This is a genomic window from Saccharopolyspora sp. CA-218241, assembly GCF_050954615.1.
Classification (GTDB): Bacteria; Actinomycetota; Actinomycetes; order Mycobacteriales; family Pseudonocardiaceae; genus Saccharopolyspora; species Saccharopolyspora cebuensis.
Window position 1 is genome coordinate 2942135 of record NZ_CP191860.1, and the last position, 24167, is coordinate 2966301.

Sequence of the window (24167 nt, forward strand, 5' to 3'; positions counted from 1 at the left end):
CACATCGGGTAGCGGATCATGCGCGGAGGGAGAATAGCGCGGGTCCCGGGCGCTCGCCCGATCTCGGCGGCCGCGCGTGTTCCACTGTGGTGGGTGGGTGAGGTGGCTCTCCCGAGTGGAGATTCCGGAGCAGGTCGGGTAGGTCTCGGGGCATGGCACAACGAGCAGGGGGACCCGGCAGGCGACGCGACGACCGGGGGCAGCGCCCCGCGAGGCGGTCGGCCGACCGGGACGAGCGGGGGCTGCGCCAGGAGCTGCGCGGCATGCACGGGTCGAGCTACGGCCGGTACAAGGCGCTGACCGGGCAGTGGGCGTTCGAGGCGTTCACCTTGGAGGTCCAGCGCGTGCAGCCGGACCCCTACGCGCCCGCCAGCCGCTGCGAGGTGCGGGTGCCCGCCGAGGTCGCCGGTTTCCCCCGGGAGCTGTGGTCGACCCCGGTGCGGGCGCGCGCGCTCGCCGGGTTCCTGGTCCGCGCCGCCCACCGGGTGCTGCGCGACAGCAGGTTGCGCGTCGACGCCGGTCACCAGGAGGTGCTGGAGCGCAGTTCCTGCCGCATCGACGGGGGCGACGTGGTGCTGCGGCTGGGCATCGACCTGCCGGGCCGGGGGCGCACCATCGACGGCAGGCAGGCGGAGCAGGCGCTGTGCGAGGACCTGCCCGACGCCGTCGAGGACGCCTTGCGCCACGTCAACACCGATGCCCGGCAGGTGGCGTCCTTCGTGGACTCGGTGGAGGACACCGACGCGCTGCGCCGGATGCTGCCCTCGCGGGGACTGGTCGCGTTCGTGGCCGACGGGGCGATCCTGCCCCGCCGTTCCGGAGTGGACGACCGGCCGCTGACCGACGCGATCCCGTTCAGCTCACCGGAGTCGCTGCGGGTGACCGTCGAGCTGCCCAACCGGGGCGAGGTCACCGGCATGGGGCTGCCGGAAGGCATCACGCTGATCGTCGGCGGCGGTTTCCACGGCAAGTCGACGTTGCTGCGGGCGCTGGAGTTCGGGATCTACGACCACGTGCCGGGCGACGGCCGGGAACTGGTGGTGTGCCGCGACGACACCGTCAAGGTCCGCGCCGAGGACGGCAGGCGGGTGCACCGGGTCGACGTCAGCCCGTTCGTCAGCCACCTGCCCACCGGCGCCGACACCGCCGACTTCTCCACCGACAACGCCTCCGGGTCCACGTCGCAGGCCGCGGCGATCGTGGAGGCCGTCGAGGCCGGGGCGCGGACGCTGCTGGTCGACGAGGACACCGCCGCGACGAACCTGATGATCCGCGACGCCCGGATGCAGGCGCTGGTGGCCAAGGACGCCGAACCGCTCACCCCGTTCGTGGACCTGATCCGGCCGCTGCACGAGCAGCGCGGGGTGTCCACGGTGCTGGTGATGGGCGGTTCCGGCGACTACATGGACGTCGCCGACCAGGTGCTGATGATGGACGCCTACCGGGCGTTCGACGTGACCGCGCGAGCCCGCGAGCTGGCGGCGGAGTCGACCGGCCGCAGCCCGGAGGCCGACGTCTTCCCGCCGGTGCGCGACCGGGTGCCCGACCCGCGGTCGATCCCGACCGACCGGCCGAAGGTCCGGGCCCGGGGCACCGACGCGCTGACCCTCGGCGAATCGACCGTGGAGCTGCGGGCCGTGGAGCAGCTCGTCGACCCCGCGCAGGTCACCGGGATCGGTCTGGCGCTGGTGAGCTGCGCCCGGAGCGGTCTGCTCGACGGGTCGCGCACCGTGGCCGAGGTGCTCGACGCCTTCGACGAGGAGGCCGGCCGCCGCGGTGTGTTCGCCGTGGACGACCGCTACGCCGGGGACTTCGCCGTGCCGCGCCGCTTCGAGCTCGCCGCCGCGCTGAACCGGCTGCGGGTGCTGCGGGTGTCGGGTTTCGCGGACTGAGGCGCCACCTGCCGGCGGAGGTTTGTCCTGGCCCGTCCGGGGGGACCTTGGGGGCGCAGGGTGCGACCGACGCGCCGCGAGGGAGGCGGATGATGGCTGCCGCGGAGGGCTACGCCGATCGCGTGCAGGCCGGGCAGGTCCTGGCCGAGCGGCTCGGTGACGCCGACCTGCGCGATCCGGTGGTGCTGGGCCTCGCCCGGGGTGGCGTGCCGGTGGCCGCCGAGGTGGCGCGCGGCCTGGGGGCGCCGCTGCGCGTGTGCGTGGCGCGCAAGATCGGCGCCCCCGGGCACGCCGAACTCGCCATCGGAGCGGTCACCGCGGCGGGCCCGGCGACCTACGACGAGCGCATGGTGCGCTCCTTCGGCCTCGACGAGCAGGGGATGCGGGAGGCCGCCGACCAGGAGCGGGAGGAAGCCCGCAGCCGGGAGGAGCGGTTCCAGGTGGGGGAGCGGGTGCCGCTGGCCGATCGCGACGTCGTCCTCGTCGACGACGGTCTGGCCACCGGTGCCACCGCCCGCGCGGCGGTGCGGATGCTCCGCGAAGCCGGACCGAGCCGGATCGTGCTGGCCGTCCCGGTCGGCGCGCCCGATGCGGTGGAGTCGCTGTCCCACGAGGCCGACGAGGTGATCAGCGTGCTGAGGCCGGCGGACTTCGCCGCGGTGGGGCAGTGGTACCGCGACTTCAAGGCCACCGAGGACGCCGAGATCCTGGACATCCTCCACAGCTTCGCCTGACGACGCGCACACTGCACGAAACCACCCGATCAGGTCATATCCGGTGCGGAGGGCGCCTTCGTGCCGGGCTGGCGGCAGCGCGCAATGCGTGGGAACTCCGTGGACGGCCTGGAAGCGCCGCTGCTGACGGGCGGCTGCCTGATGACCGCTGCGCCCACCGAGTACGACGATCGCCCCGGCCGGGCCCGCTGCACGATCGGACGGGCCTGGGCCGAGTCCTGACCACACGCCGGAACCAGCTCCCTGCGGATGGTTCGAGTTGAAAATCTCTGTCACTTCAGTGTCGACCAAAATCAATCCTCGCGATGCGCAATCGCCAAGACCCGCCACGACGGCTAAGCTCGGCGCACACAAGCTCCGCAGCCGGAGATCGGGTGGTTTTCATGCCCGGTCGGGCGGTTTCGGGCGAGTTGGGTTGGATCCCGAACCCGGTATGGGGTTGATTGGTCGGCTATGGGTGCCAGTGGACGTTCCGATGAGCAGCCGCCGCAGGCTGGTAGGCACGCGCCGGAAGGGCGTGCGAGCGGGCGGCGCGGTGATTCCGGCGGGCACGGCTACTCAGCGGAGGTGGCCTGGCAGGTCGGTGACGCCACCACGGCGCTGGGCGCTCGGTTGAGCGACCCCGGGGTGGCGCATTCGGTCGAGGAGATCGAGCAGGTGATGCGCGGGTTCTCGGCGGCGGTGGAGGGCATGTCCACCGGGGTGACCGGGGTGACCGAGTGGTTGCGGGCGGCCGGCCACGCCGGCGCGCTGTCCGGGCACGCCAGCGTGGTGGCCGACCGCCTGGCCCACGCGAGCAAGGAGCTGACCAGGCTGGCCGAGGTCATCGACCAGGCCCAGCAGCGCGCGAGCTGACCGGGTTACCTCTCCTCCTCGCCGCTCTCCGGGCTTCCGGAGCCCTCCGAGCTCTCCGAGCCCTCCGAGCTCTCCGAGCCCTCCGAGCTTCCCGGGCGCTCCGGGCGTTCGGCCAGCGGGGCGTCCGGGTCGTCGTCGGCGGGCGGCTCGGCGTCGAGGAACTCCTCGGCCCGGGTCGGGTGGTTGCCGCGGAGCATCCCTTCGAGTTCCTTCTCCATCGCGTCGTCCTGGCGGGCTCCGTGCTTGCCGCTCTCGCGTTCCATGGGTTCCACGAGTCACCTCCGGAGGCCGGTTCGTGGGTTAGTCAGCGGCCGGTGACCGGCCGCTGGTCGGGACCTACCCGGATGGTGTGATCGGCACACGTCGGTGGTCACGCGCCGCGGTGCGGGCGGCCTCGGGGACGCGGTGGTGCTCTCAGTATGTTGGTGCCACCACCGCGGCCGCGGTGATCGAGTGGTGCTTCGCGGGTCCGCCCGGCCGCACCGGCTCGCACGGGGTGGTCGCGAGGGGATCAGCGCGGCGCGGGCGGGCGGGCGACGGCCCGTTCCCGCGGGTGCGTCGTCGCTGGTCGGCGGACCGGTAGGTGGCAGGCGGCGTGTCTGCGGTGTGTGTGGAGGTGCGCGGGTGGACCGCCACGGCGTCGGTGATTCCTCGGCCGCGTTCGATTCGCTGTTCGGCGAGGTGTTCGCGGGCGAACCGGCTGCGCGGCGGGGGCTGGAGCTGGGCACGCTGCTGGACGCCCAGGCCCAGCAGGTGTTGTCGGTGGCGATGCGGGCCGCTGTGGAGCGGGGCGGTGCCGAATTGGACAGCACGCACCTGCTGTGGGCGGTGACGCAGGTGCCCGCGACGGCGGAGCTGTTGTCGTCGTCGGGGGTGCGGGTGGAGGAGCTGGCGTCGGCGGTGCGGCCGCCGTCGCCGGTGGCCGGGGCGGTGGCGGCCGGGGCTTCGCCGGTGCTGTCGTCGTCGGCGCGCCGGGCGTTGCTGGGGGCGTACCGGCAGGCGTTGGGTGAGAGTGCGGATGTGGTGGCGGCGCGGCACCTGCTGCTGGGGTTGGCCACGGATGCGGATTCGGTGGCGGGTCGGGCGTTGGCGCGGGCCATCGAGCGGGGGGATCGAGGGGGTCGTCCGGTGTTGAGCGTGACACCGAAGTTGGACGAGTTCGGTGTGGACATGACGGAGCTGGCGCGGTCGGGGGCGTTGGATCCGGTGGTGGGCCGAGGGGAGCAGATCGAGCAGGCGATCGAGGTGCTGGGGCGCCGGTCGAAGAACAACCCGGTGTTCGTGGGGGACCCGGGGGTGGGCAAGACGGCGATCGTGGAGGGCTTGGCGCAGCGGATCGTGTCGGGTGCGGTGCCGTGGTCGTTGGCGGACAAGCGGGTGGTGTCGCTGGACCTGTCCGGGATGGTGGCGGGGGCGAAGTTCCGGGGGGAGTTCGAGCAGCGGTTCCGCGATGTGCTGGGGGAGATCCGGGCGAACCGGGACGAGGTGCTGGTGTTCGTCGACGAGGTGCACAGCCTGGTGGGGGCCGGTGCCGGTGAGGGGTCGATGGATGCGGGGACGATGCTCAAGCCGGCGTTGGCGCGCGGTGAGGTGCGGTTGATCGGTGCGACGACGGTGGAGGAGTACCGGCGGCACATCGAGAAGGATCCGGCGCTGGAGCGGCGGTTCGCGCCGATCGCGGTGCCGGAGCCGTCGGTGGCCGAAGCGGTGGAGGTGTTGCGGGGGCTGCGGGAGCGGTTCCAGCGGCATCACCGGGTGCGGATCGACGAGGCGGCGTTGACGGCGTCGGCGGAGTTGGCGCAGCGCTACATCGTGGACCGGTTCTTGCCGGACAAGGCGGTGGATCTGCTGGACCAGGCGTGTTCGCGGGTGCGGTTGCGGCGTGGTGGGCAGGTGCGGGAGTCGGCGGTGTTCGAGCCGTCGGTGGGGGCCGATGACGTGGCCGACGTGGTGTCGGGGCGGACCGGGATTCCGGTGTCGGACGTGTCGGTGGAGGACCGGCAGCGGTTGCTGGTGCTGGAGGAGGTGTTGCAGGAGCGGGTGATCGGGCAGGACGCGGCGGTGCGGTCGGTGGCCGAGGCGGTGCGGCGGGCCCGGGTGGGGTTGGCGGATCCGGATCGGCCGATCGGGAGTTTCCTGTTCCTGGGGCCCACGGGGGTGGGCAAGACGGAGTTGGCGCGGGCGTTGGCGCGGGCGTTGTTCGGGGACGCGCAGCGGTTGTTGCGGTTCGACATGGGGGAGTTCCAGGAGAAGCACACGGTGTCTCGGCTGGTGGGGGCGCCGCCGGGGTACGTGGGGTACGGGGAGGCGGGGCAGTTGACCGATCGGGTGCGGCGGCAGCCGTATTCGGTGGTGCTGCTGGACGAGGTGGAGAAGGCGCATCCGGATGTGTTCAACACGTTGTTGCAGGTGTTGGACGCGGGGCGGTTGAGCGATGCGCAGGGCCGGTTGGTGGATTTCCGCAACGTGGTCGTGATCATGACGTCGAACTTGGGGGCGGAGCGGATCGCCGGTGCGCAGCCGCGGGGTGATGACGAGGCGGCGCGGGTGGTGCTGGAGGAGTTGCGGGCGTTCTTCCGGCCGGAGTTCATCAACCGGATCGATGATGTGGTGGTGTTCGCGCCGTTGGGGCAGGAGGCGTTGCTGCGGATCGCGGGGTTGTTGCTGGAGCGGACGGCGGCGCAGTTGCGGGCCAAGGGCGTGGAGTTGCGGTTGGACGACGACGCGGTGGCGTGGTTGGTGGCGCGGGGGTACCAGCCGGAGTTCGGGGCGCGTCCGCTGCGGCGGGTGATCGCGCGGGAGCTGGACAACCGGTTGGCGTCGATGGTGTTGGCCGGGGAGGTTTCGGCGGGCGATCAGGTGTCGGTGGGGGTGGAATCGGGTGAGTTGGCGTGGTCGGTGTCGACGGTGTGGGAGCCGGTGTCGGGGGGTCGGCACGCGGCGGTGGAGGAGTCGGCGGTGGAGCTCCGGGGGTGAGCTGGTCGGTGGTGCCGGTGGGGCGGTTGCTGCCGCCGGTGCGGGGGGTCCGGTTCTGCTTGTTGGTCGGTGGTGCTGCTCCTACGGTGGGCGAGATGGGCCGTCTGGCCTGGTGACGGCTGGTGCTGGCGGTGTCGGTGGTGGCGTTCGAGGGGGGAAGCGTGATCGGCTTCAGATCCGGATCGACGAGGCCCGGGTGGACTACGGGCACTCCGGCGATCGTGGCGCCGCGTTCGCCGGCGGATGCGTTGCCCGGGCGGTCCCGGCAGGGCGGGCTGCGGATGGCGGTGGAGTGGCCGGAGCCGGGTGTGGTGCTGGTGCGCTTGGCGGGTGATGTGGACCTGGCGGCGGTGCCGGTGGTGACGGAGCTGATGCGGCAGCGGCTGACGGCGGCGTCGTTGCGGGTGGTGGTGGTGGATCTGTCGGGGGTGGCGTTCTGCTCCACGGCGGGGGTGGAGTTGTTGCTGCACGCCCAGCGGCGGTCGGACATGCGGGGTATCGAGCTGATGGTGGTGACCGGGGACGGTCCGGTGCGGCGGGTGCTGGAGTTGTCGGGGGTGGCGGAGCGGTTCGTGTGCCCGGACAGCGCGGTGGAGGCGTTGGCGCGGGCTCGTGGGTGAGGGTGTGCCCGGGGTGTGCGGTGCGGGTATCGCGGGGTTGGCGGTGGCGCACCGGTTGGCGGCGGCGGGATTGCGAGGTGCTGGTCGCGGAGCGGGCGGCGGGGCCTCGGGAGCAGGGGTTCGTGCTCGATTTCTGGGGGTTGGGCGTGGACGCGGCGCGCCGGATGGGGGTGCTGCCGGGGTTGCGGGAGCGGAGCCGCCTCGGCGGCGGGTGCGGGGTGGGTGACGGCGTTCGGGGCGCATCGGAGTGCGGTGCCGCGTCGGCCGGAGCGGCCGCGGTCGGTGGTGGGTGCGGTGTACGGGTCGTTGGGGTGGGTGGTGCCGCGCGCGGTGGCTGCGGCGGCGGAGGCGGCGGCGTACGAGCGGCGGTGGCGTCCGGAGGTGGTGCGGCGGCAGCGGGGTGGTCGCCGGGGTGCGGCGTGGTTCGTGCCGGCTTCGCGGTGGGGTGCGGGGGTGCGGCGGGCCGGGGTGCGGTTGACGGGGTTGCCGGGGGTGAGCGCCGCGGTGGGTGCGGCGATGGGGGGTCGGCCGGGCCCGGGGGTGGAGGAGGTCAGCGCGCGCTGATCAGGGCTTCGGCGATGGCGCGTTGGGCGGGGGCGAGTGCGGTGGCTCCGTCGTCGATGTCCCAGAGGCAGTTTTGCAGGACGCGGGCGAGGGTCCAGGCGGTGGCGCGGTCGCGTTCGAGGTCGAGGTGTTCGGTGAGCGCGTGGAAGCGGCGGCGGACGGCGCGGGGGATGTCGTCCCACCTGTTGTCGAGGGCGGGCAGCAGTTCGAAGGCGGGGTGGCCGGCGAGGGGTTGGGGGTCGATGGCCAGCCAGGGTTCGCGGTCGGCGGCGAGGACGTTGTCGTAGTGCAGGTCCCAGTGCAGCAGCCGGTCGCCGGGTTCGGGGAGGACGTCGGTGAGGGCGGCGGCGCAGCGGTGCAGGAGGGCGCGTTCGTCGGGGTGGGTGAGGTGGCCGGTGGCGTGGGGTGCGGTTTCGTGACGCTCTTGCGTGCCGCGGGGCTCTTCGGTGGTGCGTGACCACCGCGGGGCTGGTTCAGGTTCGCCGGGTGGCGTCGGTCTGCTCGCGCAGGATGTCGCCGTGGCCGGCGTGGCGGGCGAATTCCTGGATCATGAGCAGGTAGGTCCATCGCAGGCTGATGGTGGGGTGCTGGCGGGTGGCGTCGAGGTCGATGTCCGTGGCGATCGTTCGTGCGCGGTGGCCGGCGCGTTGGAATTCGGCGATCACGTCGGCCACCGTTTCGTCGTCGCTGACCGTGAACATGGCACCGTCGCATTCGGAGTCCGGTAGTCCTGCCAGGATGCTCTGGAACCACTTCCGTTCGGCGAACGCGGCGTGTTTGAGCAGGCCGATCGGTGTCGTCATGGACGGGGCGAGGCGGCGGCGGGCGTCGGTTTCGGAGAGGCCGCGGACCGTGTCGACGAGTTCGGCCCGGGTGTGGTCGAACACGTAGTCGAGCATCTGCCGTTCGGGGGCGTCGGTGAGGCGGGTCGGGACGTGCACGGGTGTTCTCCTTCGCGGGTGTTGGTGGCCGCGTCGAGGTGGTGGTGCCCGGTTTCGGTGTGGCGGGCGGGGCCGAGCACTGTGGGGGCCCGGTGTGGGGGTCCCGGTGTTCGGGGGAGGCTCGCGCAGCCGCTCGGTTCGCGGGGCTCGCGCGGCACGTCGGCGCGGCTATCTCGCACCGGCTGGGTGGTGGTCCTGTCCGCCGGGGGAGCGCGTGATCACGCCGGGTGGTCGTATGCGGGGCGTCGGTGCGCGCCGCGAGCGCAGTGTAGCGCGGTGCCCGTGCTGGGGGGGTGTTGCCGTCGGGTTCTCTGTGCGGTCGAGGTGGGACGACGGGCGCCCGAGCGGGCGCTGGCTCGGGTTTGGGCGCCACTCGATTGTCCTAATGGGAGTCGATTGACGGCTGATCGAGTCGTTATATAGCGTCAGAACGCCAGTATGGAAAGGGATTTTCAGGGAATGGGTGCGCACCCGTCCATACCTTCTCGGCACTGATTCGCCTTCGGGCGAGGGCAGGAGGAATGCTGTGTGCGACACCGATCACCTCGAACCCAACGACGGGATGAGCCGACGCGGCTTCCTGGGGATGGCCGGTGCAGGCACGGCGGGTGCGGTCACCGCCGGTCTGGGCGTGGGCGCGGGGATGGCGGATCCGGCGCTGGCGGCCACCACGGGCTTGGCCGGGGCCACCAAGGACCCGGACGCGGTGGATTACGAAGCGCCGTCCGGGTTGGCCAAGGACAGCCCGGCCAAGGCGACCGCGTTGGGGTGGATCGACCGGGGCGACCAGGACATCGTCGGTCTCAACGACCGGATCTGGGAGTACGCCGAGCCGTCGCTGGCGGAGTGGAATTCCGCGCTGGCCGAGGCGGAGTTCCTGCGCAAGCACGGGTTCACCATCGAGTGGGGTGCCGGTGGGCTGCCCAGCACGTTCGTGGCGACCTTCAGCAACGGGTCCGGCAAGCCGGTGATCGGGTTCAGCGGTGAGTACGACGCGCTGCCCCAGCTGTCGCAGAAGCCGAATTCCACCCAGCACGATCCGCTGGTGTACGACGACGACCCGTACGCCCCCAATTACGGCTACGGGCACGGCTGCGGCCACTCGGCGTTGGGCGCGGCGGCGGCGGGGGCTGCGGTGGCGGTGGCGCACGCGATGAAGCGGCACCGGCTGGACGGCACGCTGAAGTTCTTCGGCTCCACCGCCGAGGAGCAGCTGGTGGGCAAGGCCTACGCCGTGAAGCGGGGGGTGTACGCAGGTCTGGACGCGTTCGTCGACTGGCATCCGGCGAGCGGCAACAGCGCGTCGTGGAGTTCGTCGAACGCGCTGCGCTCGATCGCGTTCAACTTCACCGGCACCAACGGGCACGGCGGCAGTCCTATCGGCAACAAGAGCGCGCTCAACGCGGCCCGGGCCACCGCGCTGCTCAGCGACATGATCCGGGAGCAGCACGTGGACGGCACCGCGCGGCTGCACTTCACGATCCCCGATGGCGGGGCGGTGCCGAACGTGAACCCGTCCCTGGTGGGGATCTGGTTCTTCGTGCGGGAGGGCAGCCCTGAGCGGGTGCGGATCCTGTCGGAGAAGATCGTCGATTGCGCTCGGGGTGCTGCGATCGCCACCCAGACCCAGATGAGCCACCGCACCACCGCGGCGGCGTGGAACATGGTGCCGTTGCAGCTGGGTGCGGAGTTGATGCACGACAACATGCGGCAGGTGGGGCCGCCGGTGTTCTCCGAAGCCGATCAGCGCTACGGCCGGGGGCTGCAGGAGAGCGTGGGGGTGGAGCCGACGGGTTTCGACGGCACGATCGGGGAGCTGAAGCCGCCGGAGTCGGTGTACACCGGTGGTGGGTCCACCGACGTGGCCGACATCAGCTGGAACGTGCCGACGATCCGGATGGGTACGGCCGGTATCCCCACCGGCACGAAGAACCACTCGTGGCTGCGCACGGGGGCGACCGGGTCGCACGCCGGGCACGTGGCGATGGTGGCGGCGGCCCGTTACCTGGCCGCGGTCAGCGTGGACCTGCTGACCCAACCGGAGCTGCTGCGGGGGTTGAAGGAGGAGCACGCCGCCCGCACCAGGAGGACGCGGTGGCGCAGCATGCTGCCCGATGACTACCAGCCGCCGGTGCACCGTCCGCCGGACTGGTTCCTGGAGCGCACCCAGCAGTCCTGGCCGCCGCGGGGCATCACCTGGCCGCCGCCGCGGATCGTGGCCCGGGAGAAGTACTCGCCCATCGGCCCGGACCTGCCACCGGCCAACATCCCCCGAAGGAGTAGCCCGGCGCCGTGGTGCGCCCGGGTCGGGCGCGGTCGGTTCCGCGCCGGACCCGGGCGCCGGTCCAGCGACCGACCAGTTCAGTGTCGCCCCGTCGAGCTGCGGTCCTACGGCCGGCGGGTGAAGACCCGACCCGCACTGAGCACCTTCGGCTGGCCGCGCAGTACTTGGGGGCCTTCCGTCGACGCTGGACCTCAAGGAGCTCGACGCCTCTCATGCCACCTTGATGACAACCTTGCCCGAGGTGTGACCGTTCTCGACGGTGGCGAGGGCGGCCGGGGCGTCGGAGAGCGGGTGGACTGCGGTGATCATGGGTGCGAGGACTCCGTCGAGGGCTAGCCGGGCGGACCGCTCCAGGTTCTCGCGGTCGAGGCGACGCTCGACGAAACGCCCACCGAGATCGGGCACAGACATATCACCCACGGCGATGACGTTGCGGGGATCCCGGGCCAGTGGGGCGACCGTCCGAAGCGAAGTTCCTCCGACCAGATCGACGATCCCGTCGAAGCCGTCCGCAACCAGCTCGCGTGCCGCGGCGACGACGTCCTCGGCGGCGTAGTCGATGAACCGCACCCCGATGGCTTCGGCGTGCTCGCGCTTGGCGGTACTCCCGGTGCCGATCACCCGCAGCTCGCGCTCGATGGCCAGCCGGGCGACGGCGAGGCCGACCCCGCCGCCGACTCCGTTGATCAGGACCGTGGCACCGGCTGGGAGGCCGAGTTGGTCGAGCGCGTCCACCGCGGTCGACCCGGCCACCGGCAGCGTTGCCGCGACGGTCGCGGACAGGCCCGTCGGGATGCGCGCGGTGTTCGGCGCGGACAGCACCGTCGTCTCGGCGTAGGTGCCGCCACCGGTGAGTGCGAAGCCGAAGACCGCATCGCCCACCTCGAGCCCGTCGACGTCCTCGCCCAGGGCGAGAACGGTTCCCGCTGCCTCCATGCCCAGCACGCGGGGAAACGGACGCCCGCCGTCGAGGCCGGGGACCAGACCCGAGCGCAGGAGGTGGTCGAGGGGGTTCACACCGGCGACCTCGACCCGGATCAGCACCTCGCCGCGATCGGGGACGGGATCGGGACGATCGAAGAACTCCTGATCCTCCGGCCCGCCATACCTGCCGAAACCCCACGCTTGTCCCATTTTCTGCCGCCTCCCGGATGACCGACCCGGTGGTTCCGGGTGCTGTCGCCATCCTCACCGCTGACATCGATGTAAGGGACAAGCGGCTGAGGTGCAGGTCACAGCATCAGGCCGGCCGTGTCACCGGTTCCGGGGCCGTGGACAGCTCCGCCCGGTGCCGCCGGTTGGCCTTGATCAGCACGTCGAGTGCATCCCGGGTTTCGATCAGGTGCGCGATGTCGGCGTCGATCCGGTCGCGCTCACGCGTCATCACCGTGAACGTCTCCTCGGCGACGCCTAGGTCACCGGGGATGTCCACACACGGCAGCACAGTCGCGATCACCCGGCTGGACATACCCGCGTCGAACAGCTGTCGGATGAGCGACACGCGCTCGACCTGGGCATCGGAATAGTGACGCTGCCCGGCGTCGGAGCGTGAGCTGGTCAGCAGGCCCTGCTCTTCGTAGTACCGCAGTGAGCGCGGACTCACGCCCGTGCGCTTGGACAGCTCGCCGATCCGCATCCTGAGAGCCTACGCCCGCGCCACCAAGCTGTCCGTTGGCACGGTCCACAATGTCCTCTCCGACCACCGCGCCGCCGGCTGATGACGGCTGGTCAGGCCATTTCCGCCCGAAATTTCCCGGATACTGCTGGGACCCCTGGTCGGGGGGCGAAGTTCTGGTGGGCGTCCTCGGGCATGCGCACGAACCAGTTCGTGGCGTCCCGGGTGAGGTGGCGGTGTTGCACCTCGTGGGCGACGGGTCGTCCGCCCGGGGAAGGTGCGCCGGTCAGCGGCCGGTCCACTGGGGTGGGGTTTTGTCGAGGAAGCTGCGGACGCCGTGGTGGAAGTCGTGGCTGTCGAAGACGGTGCGGACGAGGTCGTCGCCGTCGGGCAGGGTGGCCAGGCGCAGTCGGCGGACGGCTTGTTTGGCGGCCCACATGGTCAGCGGGGCGTGCCCGGCGAGGCGGGTGACGAGGTCGTCGACGGTGCCGGTGAGCTCGGCGGGGTCGCAGAGTTCGGTGGCGAATCCGGCGCTGTGGGCTTCGTCGGCGCCCAGCAGCCGGGCGCGCAGCAGCATGTCGAGGGCGCGGCCGGGCCCGAGGTGGTGCACCAGCAGCGAGTAGGTGTTCATGGACAGGCAGTTGCCGAGGGTGCGGGCGACGGGGACGCCGAAGCGGGCGGTGGTGGTGGCCACGCGCAGGTCGCAGACGGCGGCCAGGGCGATGCCCGCGCCGACGCAGTAGCCGTTGATGGCGGCGATGGTGGGGACGGTGACCGATTCGAGGCGGTCGAGGATGGCGGCCATCTTGCGTTCGTAGGCGACGCCGTCGTCGCCGTCGGTGAAGTCGGTGAACTGGGCGATGTCGGTGCCGGCGACGAAGGCGTCGTCCCCGGCGCCGCGCAGCACGACCACGCGCAGGTCGGGGTCGGATTCGGCGGTGTCGCAGGCGGCGAGCAGCCCGTCGTACATGGCCCAGGTCATGGCGTTGCGCTGGGCGGGGCGGTTGAAGGTGACGTGCAGGGCGGGGCCGTGGCGGGTGACCAGCAGGTCGTCAGACATGGTTGTCCTCCTCGTGGCGGCGGGTGCGGAGTCGGGTGAGCAGGGGTGGTCCGGCCAGCAGCAGGGCGGCCAGGGCGAGGAGGGTGACGGCGATGGGTTGGGTGAGCAGCAGCCACAGGTTGCCGTCGAGCAGCGCGGAGGACTGCACGAGGGCCTTCTCGAACAGCCCGCCGATGACGACGCCGACGACCAGCGGCGCCATCGGCAGCGCGAAGCGTTTCATGCCGTAGCCGAGGAGGCCGAAGACGAACACCAGCCAGACGCTGAAGGTGTTGTTGTCGATGGCGTAGGCGCCGGTGAAGCTGGTGACCAGGATGATCGGGTAGAGGTAGCCGTAGGGGATGCGCAGCAGTTGGGCGAACAGCGGCGCCAGCGGCAGGTTGAGCACCAGCAGGATGACGTTGCCGATGAAGAACGACACCAGCAGGCCCCACACCAGGGCGGGTTGTTCGGTGAACAGCAGCGGTCCGGGTTGCAGGCCGTAGACGGTGATGGCGCCGAGCAGGACGGCGGTGGTGGCGCCGCCGGGGATGCCGAGGGTGAGGGTGGGGATGAAGTTGGCGTTGGCGGCGGCGTTGTTGGCGCTCTCGGGGGCGGCGACGCCTTGGATGGCGCCGTGGCCGAACTGGTCGGCGTTGCGGGACAGGCGCTTTTCGAGGCCGTAGGCGAGGAACGAGGCGAGGGTGGAGCCGGCGCCGGGCATGGTGCCGAGGAGGAACCCGATGGTGCTGCCGCGGGCGATGGCGCCGGTGGAGTCGCGCAGGTCTTGGCGGCGCAGGACGAGGTCGCGGAAGCGGGCGCGGATGGGGCGGGCGGCGCCGATGCGGATCTGGTGCAGGACCTCGCCGACGGCGAACAGGCCGATGACGATTTCGATGTAGGGCAGGCCGGAGAGCAGGTTGATGCTGCCGAAGGTGTAGCGCGCTTCGCCGGTCCCGGCGTCGATGCCGACGCAGGCCAGCAGGATCCCGACGCAGGCCATGGCGGCGGCGCGCAGTTTCGACCCGGTGCTGAGGATGACCATGGTGACCAGGGCCAGCACCATCACGGCGAGGTTCTCGGGGGGCCCGAAGCGCAGCGCGAACGCGGCGAAGGGCGGGGCGAGGGCGGCCAGCAGCAGCAGGGACAGCAGTGCGGCGGCGAAGGAGCCGATGGCGGCGATGGCCAGGGCGGCGCCGGCCCGGCCTTGGCGGGCCATCTGGTAGCCGTCGAGGGTGGTGACGACGCTGGCGGCTTCACCGGGGGTGGACAGCAGCACGGAGGTGATGGTGCCGCCGTACTGGGAGCCGTAGTAGATGCCGGCGAGCATGATCAGCGCGGTGACGGGTTCGACGGTGAGGGTCAGCGGGATGAGGATGGCCACGCCGGTGCTGGACCCGAGGCCGGGCAGCAGGCCGATGACGGTGCCCAGCACGACGCCGAGCAGGCACCACAGCAGGTTGGTGGGGGTGAGGGCGGTGGCGGCGCCGAGCAGCAGGTTGTCGATCACGCGGGCCTCCTCCTCAGAACCCGAGCACGCCGGTGGGCAGCGGGATGTCGAGCAGGACGGCGAACAGCAGGTGCATGGCGGTGGCGGTGGCGGCGCTCATCAGCAGGGCCTGCGGCAGCCGCCGGCGTTCCAGCCAGGTGGAGATGGCCAGCACCAGCAGCCCGAAGGACAGCACCATGCCGAGGTAGGGCACGGCCAGCAGGGTGAGCAGCAGCAGCCCGAACACGCGGCGCAGGATGCGGCGGCGTTCGGTGGCGCTGCGCCCGGCGTCGTCGCGGTCCTCGCCGGGCGGGTCGGGTTCGGGTGCGGTGGGGGTGCGGAGTTCGCGGGCGAGCAGCAGCAGGGAGAACACCGCCAGCAAGGATCCGGCGACCAGCGGCAGGAAGCCGGGGCCGATGCGGTTGTCGTCGACCAGCACCCCGTAGGGCACGGCGGTGGTGGCGAACGCGCCGCCGAGCAGGGCGAGTCCGCTGAACAGGACGAGGGGGCCGGTGCTGCGGCGGCGGGTGCTCACCGGCCCACCACGTCGGCGAGCAGGCGCTGGTTGTCGCGCAGGTAGGCGGTGAACTCGTCGCCGAAGGCGGTGACGGGTTGCAGGTATTCGGATTCGACGTAGTCGGTGTAGGCGGGTGAGGCGGCGTAGCGGCGGGCCAGGTCGATCCAGTACTGGCGGGCGCGGGGATCGAGGCCGCCGGGGGCGATGACGCCGCGGAACTGGGCGAAGGACACCGGCACTCCTTGTTCGGCGGCGGTGGGGATGTGGGCGAGTTCGGGGTAGTGGTAGCGCTGCGGGGCGAACGCGCACAGCGCGGTGAGCCGCCCGGAGCGCAGTTGCCCGATGACTTCGCTGGGGTTGAGGGAGGCGAGTTCGACGTGGCCGCCGAGGACGGCGGCCATCGTTTCGCTGCCGGACTGGTAGGGCACGCGGTCGAAGTCGGCGCCCGCGCGGCGCTGCATCAGGGTGAACACGACCGCGTCGGGGCCGAGGGCACCGGAGATCCCCGCCAGGACGCGGCGCCGCTTGCTCTGCTCGACGGCGTCGGCGCAGCTGCTGATCGGCGAGCCGGGTCGGGCGACCAGCAGCGTGTAGTCCTCGCCGACTTTGGCGATGGGGGTGAAGTCGCGGTGGGAGAAGGCGACGTCGATGCCCGCGGGCAGCGACAGCAGGGACGTCTCGGTGGCCAGCAGGTGGTGGGTGGAGCCGCGTTTGCCGAGGAAGTAGGAGTAGCCGACGGCGCCTTGGCCGCCTTCGCGGTTGTCGACGGTGATGGACAGCGTCGGGTCGGCGGCGGTGAGCCCGGCGGCCATGGCGCGCCCGGCGATGTCGCTGCCGCCGCCGGCGCCGAAGGGCACGACCATCGTCACTTCCCCGACCGGGCGCGGCCCGCCTTGGACGTCGTCGGCGGTGACCGGGGCGCAGCCGGTGGCCACCAGCGCGGTGGTCAGCGCGGCCAGTGCGGTGCGGTGCGCGCGCATCGCTCCTCCTCGAGCTGGCGTCGCGGTGGGGTCAGCGGATGATGCCCGCTTCGTGGAGCTCGTCGAGTTCGGTGCTGCCGAGGCCGGCTTCGGTGAGGACGTCGCGGGTGTGGGCGCCGAGGCCGGGGCCGGCGGTGTCGCGGCGGGCGGGGGTGTGCGACAGCCGCATCGGGGAGCCCAGTTGCCGCACGGTGCCCAGGTCGGGGTGCGGGGCGTCCCAGAAGTAGCCGCGGCCGGTGAGGTGGTCGTCGGTGTAGACCTGATCGGTGGTGGCGATGGGTGCGCAGGGCACCCCGGCGGCCACGAGCAGGTCGACGACCTCGCTGGTGGTGCGGGTGGTGGTGGCGGCTTCGATGGCCGGGATGAGGTCGTCGCGGTGCTGGTAGCGGTCGTAGGAGTGGGTGTAGCGGGGGTCGTCGAGCAGGGCGGTGAGGCCGAGGGCGTGGCAGAACGCGGGCCAGGTCTTGGTGGTGGTGGCCCCGGCGGTGACCCACCCGTCGCGGCAGCGCAGCGCTTGGTAGGGGGCGCTGTTCTGGTGCGCCGAGCCGTGCTTGCGGCCGGCTTCGCCGGTGGCGTGGTAGGTCCCGGCTTCCCACACGGTCAGGGACACCCCGGCTTCGAGGAGGGACACGTCGATGTGCTGGCCGTGGCCGGTGGTGTCGCGGGCGCGCAGCGCGGCGAGGGTGGCGGTGGCGGCGTAGAGGCCGCACACGAGGTCGCAGACGGGCACGCCGATCTTGGTGGGGTCGCCGTCGGGGGCGCCGGTGACGCTCATCAGCCCGGAGCGGGCCTGGGCCATGATGTCCAGGCCGGGTTGGGCGGCCAGCGGGCCGTCCTGGCCCCAGCCGGAGGCGGAGACGTAGATGAGGCGGGGGTGGGTGGTGCGCAGGGCGTCGTAGCCGAAGCCCAGGGCGGCCAGCGCGCCGGGCCGCAGGTTCTCCACCAGGACGTCGGCGCTGTCCAGGAGGGTGCGCAGCAGCGCGGTGCCCCGTTCGGTCTTGAGGTCCAGGGCCACCGACCGCTTGTTGCGGTTGAGCCGGATGAACGGGGAGCTGTGCTCGTCGAGGAACGGGCCGGTCTGGCGGACGGGGTCGCCGCCGTGCGGGTTCTCGATCTTGATGACGTCGGCGCCGAGGTCGGCGAGCTGCATGGTGGCGAAGGGGGCGGCCATGAAGGCGCCGATCTCCAGCACGCGCACGCCGTGCAGCGCGGCGGGGGGCGGGGTGGTGGTCATGCGCGGCTCCAGAGCGGTCGTCGCGTACCGTGCGCCGTGATCGGCATCACCGGACTTTTGTCTACAGCAGGCAGTTCCGCGGTGGCAAGGTGGTGTGCCAAGGTTGCCCCGGGCGGAGCAGCCGCCCGGTTGCCGGTGCCCCCGGGCGCTTCGTGCGGCCCGCTGTGGAAGGACACTGCTTTCCGTGACCGGAGAGGACGAACTGAGCGCGCCGGTGGCGCGGGCCCCGAGCATCGTGGGGCCGCCGTCGCTGGTGCAGTTGGCCGCCGACGCGTTGCGGCGGATGATCGTGGGCGGGGATCTGCTGTGCGGGCAGCGGGTGGTGGAGAACCGGCTGACCCACGAGCTGGGCATCAGCAGGCCGCCGCTGCGGGAAGCGCTGCGGGTGCTGGAGCGGGAGGGCCTGGTGCGGCAGGTGCCGCGCAAGGGCGTGATCGTGACGCCGTTGACGCTGCACGACATCTACGAGATCTGCACGTTGCGCGCGGAGTTCGAGGGCCTGGCGGTGCGGTTGGGCGTGCCGGTGCGGGATCCGGAGCGGTTGCGCCGCTGCCGCACGGCGCTGCACCGGATGGCCGAGGCCGCGGGGGCGGCGGACCAGTCGGCGTACCTGGAGTGCTCGTTCGAGTTCCACGTGTCGGTGGTGGGGCTGTCCGGGCACCAGCGGCTGGAGGAGGCCTACCGGTCGTTGCAGTTGCAGCTGATGCTGAGCATGGCGCTCAACCGGCGGGCCCGGGAGGACGAGACGCTGACCGAGGACGTCGCCCGCCACGAGCGGCTGCTGGCGCTGGTGGAGGAGGGGGAACCGGCGCGGGTGCTGGCGGAGCTGGCCCGCCACGGCGACCGGACGTTCCTGGACGGCATCGAGACCAAGGTGGACGGACATACCGAGGAGGCGCTGGAGTGGTTGCGCCGGCAGCGAGAGGAGCAGCGGTGAGCGCAGGACCGATCGTGACCATCGACGGGTTCAGCCCGCAGGTGGACCCGGGAGCGTTCGTGGCGCCGGGGGCCGCCCTGATCGGCCGCGTCCGGCTGGGGGCGGGGGCCAGCGTCTGGTACGGGGCGGTGCTGCGCGGCGACACCGAGCACATCAGCGTCGGGGCGGGCAGCAACGTGCAGGACGGGTGCGTGGTGCACGCCGACCCCGGATTCCCGTGCGCGGTGGGCGAGGGGGTCACGGTGGGGCACCGGGCGGTGCTGCACGGCTGCACCGTGGAGGACGGGGCGCTGATCGGGATGGGCGCGGTGCTGCTCAACGGCTGCCGCGTCGGGGCCGGGTCGCTGGTCGCGGCGGGAGCGGTGGTGCTGGAGGGCACCGAGATCCCGCCGGGGTCGCTGGTGGCGGGCACCCCGGCGAAGGTGCGGCGGGAGCTGCGCGACCCGGAGCGCGCCGAACTGGCGGTGGCCGCCGAGAAGTACGTGGCCAACGCCGCCAAGCACCGGGCGGCGCTGGCGGGCTGAGCACGAGAACGGCGCGGTGGCCGCCCGTTCGACGGGTGGCCACCGCGCCGGTGGTCATCGGGGTCCCGGACCGAGAGGGGCCGGGACCGGTGTGTCGCCGGTGCCCGCGGTGCGGGCGCCGCTCAGTCTCAGTGCCAGGTCAGGGTGCTCGACTGCGGGTGCCGCATCACCGTGCGGGCCCGCTGCATCTCGCGCGCCAAGCTGCCCAGCCAACGAACCAGACCTGCCATCGCGGGTCCTCCACTACAGCTCAAGGGATGTGGTCGACACGACCTTGTGCGTTGTCAAGTGCTCTTGCCCCGACAACGCCCCGCCTGGGCGACAAGGGGATGTCTCACCCGCCATGTCGTCGCAGGTGGGGGCGATGTTTCAAGCGTTTGATCACGAATCGATAACTCCTTGTCGCGGGTGGGTCGCGCGGGGTCAGCCCGGGTGCGAACCCACCGCGTCGCGCAGCTCGTCGCCGGTGACCGCACCGACCATCCGGGCGCAGTGCGCGCAGCAGAAGAACCGCCCCGACGCCTCCACCCCGTGCCCCAGCACCCGGCACTGGCAGTGCTCGCACACCGGCGCCAACCGCTGCGCCGCGCACTCCAGCGAATCGAACGTGTGCACCCCACCGCCGGTGGTGCGCACCTCGAAGGTCATCCAATAGTCGTTGCCGCACACGTCGCAGGTGCCCACGGGCCCACCGCCTCCCCGATCCGGTCGTTGACCACGACAGGATGCGGCCACCGCCGGTGACCGGCAACCGGACACCACCACCCGGTTCGGCGGCGCGCCACCCACCCCCGCTGTGCCAGCATGATCGCGACGCGACGCCGCCGAACCCGGGGGAGCACATGCACGACGACCGCCGCATCGTCGAAGACCGCCTCGACCGCGTGCTCGCCGAACGGCTCCTCCCGGCCGTGCACCCCCACACCGCACCGTGCGACGTGGCCGTGTGGCACGCCCCCGGCGAACCCGTCCCCGCCGCCGAGGCGCTGCGCGCCGACTACCGGCCCACCGCGGTCGGCGAACCGTGGGGCCCGCCGTGGGGCACCAGCTGGTTCCGCATCCACGCGGAACTGCCCGCCTCCTGGGCCGGGCGCACCGTCGAAGCCATCGTCGACCTCGGCTTCGACCAGGACCGCCCCGGCTTCCAGTGCGAAGGGCTCGCCCACACCCCCGACGGCCGCCCCGTCAAAGGACTGCACCCCCGCAACACCCACCTGCCGGTGTCCACCGAGGACGGTGCCCGGACCCGCACCTGGTACGTCGAAGCCGCCGCCAACCCCCTCATCCTCGGCCCCCGCGGCTTCCAACCCACCCCGCTGGGCGACCCCGCCACCGCCGGGGACCGGCCGCTGTACCGGCTGCACCGCGCCGACCTCGCCGTCGTCGACACCACGGTCCGCGACCTGCTGCACGACGCCGAAGTCCTCGACCAGCTCATGCGGGAACTGCCCGGCACCGACCCGCGCCGCCATGAGATCCTGCGCGCCCTGGAACGCATGCTCGACCGGCTCGACCTGCACGACATCGCCGGCACCGCCGCCCACGCCCGCACCGCGCTCGCCGACGCCCTGGCCCGCCCCGCCCACCCCAGCGCCCACGTGCTCTCCGCCGTCGGCCACGCCCACATCGACTCGGCGTGGCTGTGGCCGCTGCGCGAAACCGTCCGCAAGGTCGCCCGCACCACCGCCAACGTGTGCGCCCTGATGGACACCGACCCCGACTTCGTGTTCGCCATGAGCCAGGCCCAGCAGCTCGCGTGGCTGCGCGACCAGCACCCCGCGCTGTTCGAACGGGTCCGCGCCCGCGTCGCCGAAGGCCGGTTCGTGCCCGTCGGCGGCATGTGGGTCGAAGCCGACACCAACATGCCCGGCGGGGAGGCCATGGCCCGCCAGTTCACCTTCGGCAAGCGCTTCTACCTGGAAGAGTTCGGCATCGACACCCAGGAGGTGTGGCTACCGGACTCCTTCGGCTACAGCGCCGCGCTACCGCAACTGGTCGCGCTGTCCGGATCCCGCTGGTTCCTCACCCAGAAGATCTCCTGGAACCAGACCAACCGGTTCCCGCACCACACCTTCTGGTGGGAAGGCATCGACGGCACCCGCGTGTTCACCCACTTCCCGCCCGCCGACACCTACAACGCCGAACTCACCGGCGCCGAACTCGCCCACGCCCAGCGCAACTTCGCCGAACACGGCCACGCCACCCGCTCGCTGATCCCGTTCGGCCACGGCGACGGCGGCGGCGGCCCCACCCGCGAAATGCTGGCCCGCGCCCACCGCACCGCCGATCTCGAAGGCGCACCGCGGGTGCGGCTGGAAAGCCCCGCGGCGTTCTTCACCGCCGCCGAAGCCGACCACCGCAACCCCGCGGTGTGGTCCGGGGAGCTGTACCTCGAACTGCACCGCGGCACCTACACCTCCCAGGCCCGCACCAAGCAGGGCAACCGGCGCTGCGAACACCTGCTGCGCGAAGCCGAGCTGTGGTCGGCCACCGCCACGCTGCGCACCGGCGCCGACTACCCCCACGACGAACTGGAGCAGGCGTGGCGCACCGTGCTGCTGCACCAGTTCCACGACATCCTGCCCGGCTCCTCCATCGCCTGGGTCCACCGCGACGCCGAAGCCGCCTACGCCCGCACCACCACCGCGCTCACCGCGCTGATCGACCGGGCGCAGCAGCGGCTGTGCGGCGACGGGGACAGCACCGTGACGTTCAACGCCACCCCGCACGCCCACGACGGCGTCCCCGCCCTCGGCGCGGCCACCGCCACCGACCCCCGCCCGCAGACCACCGCCGAACGCCGCGACGGCACCATCGTCCTGGACAACGGGCTGCTGCGGGTCATGGTCGACCACCGCGGACTGCTCACCTCGGTGCACGACCTCACCGCCGACCGCGAAGCCCTCGCCGGCCCCGCCAACCTGCTGCAACTGCACCCCGACCACCCCAACGCCTGGGACGCCTGGGACATCGACGGGTTCTACCGCCACCAGGTCCGCGACCTCACCGACCTCGACGCGCTGTACGTCGACGGCACCGACGTCCACGTGCACCGCGCCACCGGGCGCTCCCGCATCCGCCAGCGCCTCAGCCTGCCGCCCGGCGCCCGCCACCTCGACATCGACACCGACGTCGACTGGCACGAAACCGAAGCGCTGCTCAAAGCCGCGTTCCCGCTGGACGTGCACGCCGACCGCAGCGCCGCCGAAACACAGTTCGGCCACGTCTTCCGCCCCACCCACACCAACACCTCGTGGGAAGCGGCGAAGTTCGAGATCTGCGCGCACCGCTGGCTGCACGTCGGCGAACCCGGCTACGGCCACGCCCTGGTCAACGACTCCACCTACGGCCACGACGTCACCCGCGACACCCGCCCCGGCGGGGGCACCACCACCACCGTGCGGCTGTCGCTGCTGCGCGCCCCCCGCTTCCCCGACCCCGACACCGACCACGGCCCCCACCACCTGCGCTACCGACTCGTGGTCGGCGCCGGCATCGCCGCGGCGGTGCGGGAGGGCTACCGGATCAACCTGCCGCCGCGCCGCCGCACCGGTGGGCACGACGTCGCCCCGCTGGTCGCCGTCGACAACGACGCCGTGGTCGTCGAAGCCGTGAAACTCGCCGACGACCGCAGCGGTGACCTCGTGCTGCGCCTCTACGAATCCCGCGGCACCCGCGCCCGCACCACCCTCACCCTCGACGGGCCCGCCACCGTCACCACCACCGACCTGCTGGAACGCCCCCTGGACCCACCGCGGCACTGCCCGGGCACCCTCGACCTGGACCTGCGGCCGTTCCAGATCCTCACCGTGCGGGTGCGCCGCTGACCCCCAGCAGGTGCCGCCACGTCACCCCGTCCACCGCGCCGCGCACCGCCAGCCCGCGCGCCGCCTGGAAATCCCGGACCGCCGCCACCGTCCGGGAACCGAACCGGCCGTCAGCCGCCACCGCGGCCCCCCGCGCGGTCAGCAGCACCTGCGCGGCCCGCACCGCCTCACCACCGTCCCCGGCGGCCAGCTCCGGAGCCAGCCGCGCCCACGCCGTCCCGCCGAACAGCCCCGCCTCGGCCACCGGCGCGGCGTAGCAGGCCTCGGCGGGCACCGCCAGACCCGCGGCGGCGCGCCGCGTCGCGCCACCGAACACGCCGTCGACGGCCACCTCGTGCCCCCGCGCCCGCAACAGGCGCTGCAACGCCACCACCACCGGCCCCGACGCCCCCGGCCGCAGCAGCGGCCACGTCACCGGGTGCACCACCGCGGCCCCGGTGGCCGCGCCGACGGCCTCCCGCAACTCGCCCAACCGCCCGTAGAGCACCTCCCCGGGGCACTCGGTGGCCATGTAGTCGCGATGCCCGTAGATCGCCCCGGCCGCGATGCCGTACTGCGCCACCGCGTAGGCGCACAGCGCCACCAGCGACTCCCACAGCGCGGCAGGCACCTCGGCGCCGGTGTAGGTGCCCTCGTTCTCGATGCCCATCGACACCGCGTTCTGCGCCCCCGCGTGCGCCCCGACGACGTGCTCGGACCCCGAGCGCAGCGCCGCCAGGCTCTGGTGCCTGCCCTCGGTGAGGTGCCCGCCGCGGCTGTTGGTGAAGTTCTGGCCCGTGTCGATCCACCCGTTGCCGTCCATGTGGTAGTCCTGGATGCTCCGGGACAGGGCGAACGCGTGGGCCCGCGAGGTGTCCTGCGCGTTCTCCGTGGCCGTGTGGTGCACGATGATCTTGTCGGGTGCGGTGCCGCGCACGTCGATGCTGCCGCGTGGATCCCGCGCCTCCCAGTCACCGGTGCCGGCGATGTCGGGCGCGGCGAGACGGCGCGGGACGGACGCGGCGGCGGGCGCTGCGGCCGCGCCGACGGCGGTGACGGCCAGACCCGCGGCCAGCAGCGTGCGGCGGGCCATCCTCGGACCGAGGACCATGACGACTCCTCCGGGATGTCGGGGTGGGGAAGGGGCCCCGAGCGTGCCC

The 24167-nt window shown here is 72.5% G+C and carries 22 protein-coding genes and 1 pseudogene; 11 read left to right on the forward strand and 12 right to left on the reverse strand.

Features of this window, described 5'->3' with window-relative positions; all coding sequences use genetic code 11:
- Positions 1-152 precede the first annotated feature (152 nt).
- The 4 genes from ACQP0T_RS13965 to ACQP0T_RS13980 all read left to right on the forward strand — a co-directional run bounded on the left by ACQP0T_RS13965 (position 153) and on the right by ACQP0T_RS13980 (position 3481).
- On the forward strand, positions 153-1892 hold the full coding sequence (locus ACQP0T_RS13965; protein WP_433873545.1) for an ABC-ATPase domain-containing protein: 1740 nt from the start codon (positions 153-155) through the stop codon (positions 1890-1892).
- A gap of 92 nt (positions 1893-1984) precedes the next feature.
- A complete protein-coding gene (locus tag ACQP0T_RS13970) occupies positions 1985-2626 on the forward strand; it encodes a phosphoribosyltransferase (protein ID WP_433873714.1) in 642 nt (213 codons plus the stop codon).
- Positions 2627-2710: 84 nt separating this feature from the next.
- Complete coding sequence (locus tag ACQP0T_RS13975) at positions 2711-2848, forward strand: TetR family transcriptional regulator C-terminal domain-containing protein (protein ID WP_433873546.1); 138 nt, start codon at positions 2711-2713, stop codon at positions 2846-2848.
- A 345-nt stretch (positions 2849-3193) separates the two neighbouring features.
- On the forward strand, positions 3194-3481 hold the full coding sequence (locus tag ACQP0T_RS13980; protein WP_345366338.1) for a hypothetical protein: 288 nt from the start codon (positions 3194-3196) through the stop codon (positions 3479-3481).
- A 5-nt stretch (positions 3482-3486) separates the two neighbouring features.
- On the opposite strand, the gene ACQP0T_RS13985 is transcribed toward ACQP0T_RS13980, so the two are convergent.
- Positions 3487-3744: a hypothetical protein gene (locus tag ACQP0T_RS13985; RefSeq protein ID WP_433873548.1), complete on the reverse strand. Its 258-nt coding sequence runs from the start codon at positions 3742-3744 to the stop codon at positions 3487-3489.
- Between the two features lie 361 nt (positions 3745-4105).
- Between ACQP0T_RS13985 and ACQP0T_RS13990 the strand changes: the two genes are divergently transcribed.
- The 3 genes from ACQP0T_RS13990 (at position 4106) to ACQP0T_RS14000 (ending at position 7641) form a co-directional block, all read left to right on the forward strand.
- On the forward strand, positions 4106-6457 hold the full coding sequence (locus tag ACQP0T_RS13990; RefSeq protein WP_433873549.1) for an ATP-dependent Clp protease ATP-binding subunit: 2352 nt from the start codon (positions 4106-4108) through the stop codon (positions 6455-6457).
- Positions 6458-6678: 221 nt separating this feature from the next.
- Entirely contained in the window at positions 6679-7077 is a 399-nt protein-coding gene (locus tag ACQP0T_RS13995; protein WP_433873550.1) for an STAS domain-containing protein, read from the forward strand.
- Positions 7078-7371: 294 nt separating this feature from the next.
- On the forward strand, positions 7372-7641 hold the full coding sequence (locus ACQP0T_RS14000; RefSeq protein WP_433873551.1) for a hypothetical protein: 270 nt from the start codon (positions 7372-7374) through the stop codon (positions 7639-7641).
- Here ACQP0T_RS14000 and ACQP0T_RS14005 read toward each other — a convergent pair.
- Positions 7628-8002 (reverse strand): aminoglycoside phosphotransferase family protein, encoded by a 375-nt coding sequence (locus ACQP0T_RS14005; RefSeq protein WP_433873716.1) that lies wholly within the window; start codon positions 8000-8002, stop codon positions 7628-7630. The two genes, ACQP0T_RS14000 and ACQP0T_RS14005, sit on opposite strands and share 14 nt — an antisense overlap.
- 112 nt (positions 8003-8114) lie before the next feature.
- Positions 8115-8540, reverse strand: a complete 426-nt coding sequence (locus ACQP0T_RS14010) for a DinB family protein (protein WP_433873552.1) — start codon at positions 8538-8540, stop codon at positions 8115-8117.
- A 685-nt stretch (positions 8541-9225) separates the two neighbouring features.
- On the opposite strand from ACQP0T_RS14010, the pseudogene ACQP0T_RS14015 reads away from it, so the two are divergent.
- Positions 9226-10479: pseudogene (locus ACQP0T_RS14015) on the forward strand (amidohydrolase); the annotation flags it as partial.
- Between the two features lie 597 nt (positions 10480-11076).
- On the opposite strand, the gene ACQP0T_RS14020 reads toward ACQP0T_RS14015, so the two are convergent.
- From ACQP0T_RS14020 to ACQP0T_RS14050, 7 genes are all read right to left on the reverse strand, one after another.
- Positions 11077-12000: an NADP-dependent oxidoreductase gene (locus ACQP0T_RS14020; RefSeq protein WP_433873553.1), complete on the reverse strand. Its 924-nt coding sequence runs from the start codon at positions 11998-12000 to the stop codon at positions 11077-11079.
- Between the two features lie 106 nt (positions 12001-12106).
- Positions 12107-12502, reverse strand: a complete 396-nt coding sequence (locus ACQP0T_RS14025) for a MerR family transcriptional regulator (protein WP_433873555.1) — start codon at positions 12500-12502, stop codon at positions 12107-12109.
- A 265-nt stretch (positions 12503-12767) separates the two neighbouring features.
- Positions 12768-13541 carry an enoyl-CoA hydratase/isomerase family protein gene (locus tag ACQP0T_RS14030; RefSeq protein ID WP_433873556.1) on the reverse strand — a complete coding sequence of 258 codons (774 nt, stop codon included), beginning with the start codon at positions 13539-13541 and terminating at the stop codon, positions 12768-12770.
- Positions 13534-15030, reverse strand: coding sequence for a tripartite tricarboxylate transporter permease (locus ACQP0T_RS14035; RefSeq protein WP_433873557.1), 1497 nt, complete (start codon positions 15028-15030; stop codon positions 13534-13536). Before ACQP0T_RS14035 ends, ACQP0T_RS14030 begins: the two co-directional genes overlap by 8 nt.
- Before the next feature lie 13 nt (positions 15031-15043).
- Complete coding sequence (locus ACQP0T_RS14040; protein WP_433873558.1) at positions 15044-15544, reverse strand: tripartite tricarboxylate transporter TctB family protein; 501 nt, start codon at positions 15542-15544, stop codon at positions 15044-15046.
- On the reverse strand, positions 15541-16506 hold the full coding sequence (locus tag ACQP0T_RS14045) for a tripartite tricarboxylate transporter substrate binding protein (RefSeq protein ID WP_433873560.1): 966 nt from the start codon (positions 16504-16506) through the stop codon (positions 15541-15543). Before ACQP0T_RS14045 ends, ACQP0T_RS14040 begins: the two co-directional genes overlap by 4 nt.
- Positions 16507-16537: 31 nt before the next feature.
- Positions 16538-17740 carry a CaiB/BaiF CoA transferase family protein gene (locus tag ACQP0T_RS14050; protein ID WP_433873561.1) on the reverse strand — a complete coding sequence of 401 codons (1203 nt, stop codon included), beginning with the start codon at positions 17738-17740 and terminating at the stop codon, positions 16538-16540.
- Positions 17741-17924: 184 nt separating this feature from the next.
- Between ACQP0T_RS14050 and ACQP0T_RS14055 the strand changes: the two genes are divergently transcribed.
- Together ACQP0T_RS14055 and ACQP0T_RS14060 are read left to right on the forward strand one after the other, a co-directional pair.
- Complete coding sequence (locus ACQP0T_RS14055; protein WP_345366300.1) at positions 17925-18677, forward strand: GntR family transcriptional regulator; 753 nt, start codon at positions 17925-17927, stop codon at positions 18675-18677.
- Positions 18674-19201 (forward strand): gamma carbonic anhydrase family protein, encoded by a 528-nt coding sequence (locus ACQP0T_RS14060; RefSeq protein WP_433868464.1) that lies wholly within the window; start codon positions 18674-18676, stop codon positions 19199-19201. Before ACQP0T_RS14055 ends, ACQP0T_RS14060 begins: the two co-directional genes overlap by 4 nt.
- 423 nt (positions 19202-19624) lie before the next feature.
- On the opposite strand, the gene ACQP0T_RS14065 is transcribed toward ACQP0T_RS14060, so the two are convergent.
- Positions 19625-19885, reverse strand: a complete 261-nt coding sequence (locus tag ACQP0T_RS14065; RefSeq protein ID WP_433868465.1) for a Prokaryotic metallothionein — start codon at positions 19883-19885, stop codon at positions 19625-19627.
- Positions 19886-20043: 158 nt separating this feature from the next.
- Here ACQP0T_RS14065 and ACQP0T_RS14070 point away from each other — a divergent pair, with 158 nt between their 5' ends.
- Positions 20044-23028 carry an alpha-mannosidase gene (locus tag ACQP0T_RS14070; RefSeq protein ID WP_433868466.1) on the forward strand — a complete coding sequence of 995 codons (2985 nt, stop codon included), beginning with the start codon at positions 20044-20046 and terminating at the stop codon, positions 23026-23028.
- On the opposite strand, the gene ACQP0T_RS14075 is transcribed toward ACQP0T_RS14070, so the two are convergent.
- Positions 23006-24118 carry a peptidoglycan recognition protein family protein gene (locus ACQP0T_RS14075; protein ID WP_433868467.1) on the reverse strand — a complete coding sequence of 371 codons (1113 nt, stop codon included), beginning with the start codon at positions 24116-24118 and terminating at the stop codon, positions 23006-23008. The two genes, ACQP0T_RS14070 and ACQP0T_RS14075, sit on opposite strands and share 23 nt — an antisense overlap.
- Positions 24119-24167: the final 49 nt, after the last annotated feature.

Coding starts and splice junctions, on each gene's coding strand:
- ACQP0T_RS14030 (WP_433873556.1), bottom strand. CDS start 13,541: ATGTCTGACGACCTGCTGGTCACCCGCCACGGCCCCGCCCTGCACGTC.
- ACQP0T_RS14050 (WP_433873561.1), bottom strand. CDS start 17,740: ATGACCACCACCCCGCCCCCCGCCGCGCTGCACGGCGTGCGCGTGCTG.
- ACQP0T_RS13965 (WP_433873545.1), top strand. CDS start 153: ATGGCACAACGAGCAGGGGGACCCGGCAGGCGACGCGACGACCGGGGG.
- ACQP0T_RS13975 (WP_433873546.1), top strand. CDS start 2,711: ATGCGTGGGAACTCCGTGGACGGCCTGGAAGCGCCGCTGCTGACGGGC.
- ACQP0T_RS14020 (WP_433873553.1), bottom strand. CDS start 12,000: ATGGGACAAGCGTGGGGTTTCGGCAGGTATGGCGGGCCGGAGGATCAG.
- ACQP0T_RS13985 (WP_433873548.1), bottom strand. CDS start 3,744: ATGGAACGCGAGAGCGGCAAGCACGGAGCCCGCCAGGACGACGCGATG.
- ACQP0T_RS13970 (WP_433873714.1), top strand. CDS start 1,985: ATGGCTGCCGCGGAGGGCTACGCCGATCGCGTGCAGGCCGGGCAGGTC.
- ACQP0T_RS14025 (WP_433873555.1), bottom strand. CDS start 12,502: ATGCGGATCGGCGAGCTGTCCAAGCGCACGGGCGTGAGTCCGCGCTCA.
- ACQP0T_RS14070 (WP_433868466.1), top strand. CDS start 20,044: ATGCACGACGACCGCCGCATCGTCGAAGACCGCCTCGACCGCGTGCTC.
- ACQP0T_RS14010 (WP_433873552.1), bottom strand. CDS start 8,540: ATGCTCGACTACGTGTTCGACCACACCCGGGCCGAACTCGTCGACACG.
- ACQP0T_RS14045 (WP_433873560.1), bottom strand. CDS start 16,506: ATGCGCGCGCACCGCACCGCACTGGCCGCGCTGACCACCGCGCTGGTG.
- ACQP0T_RS14075 (WP_433868467.1), bottom strand. CDS start 24,118: ATGGTCCTCGGTCCGAGGATGGCCCGCCGCACGCTGCTGGCCGCGGGT.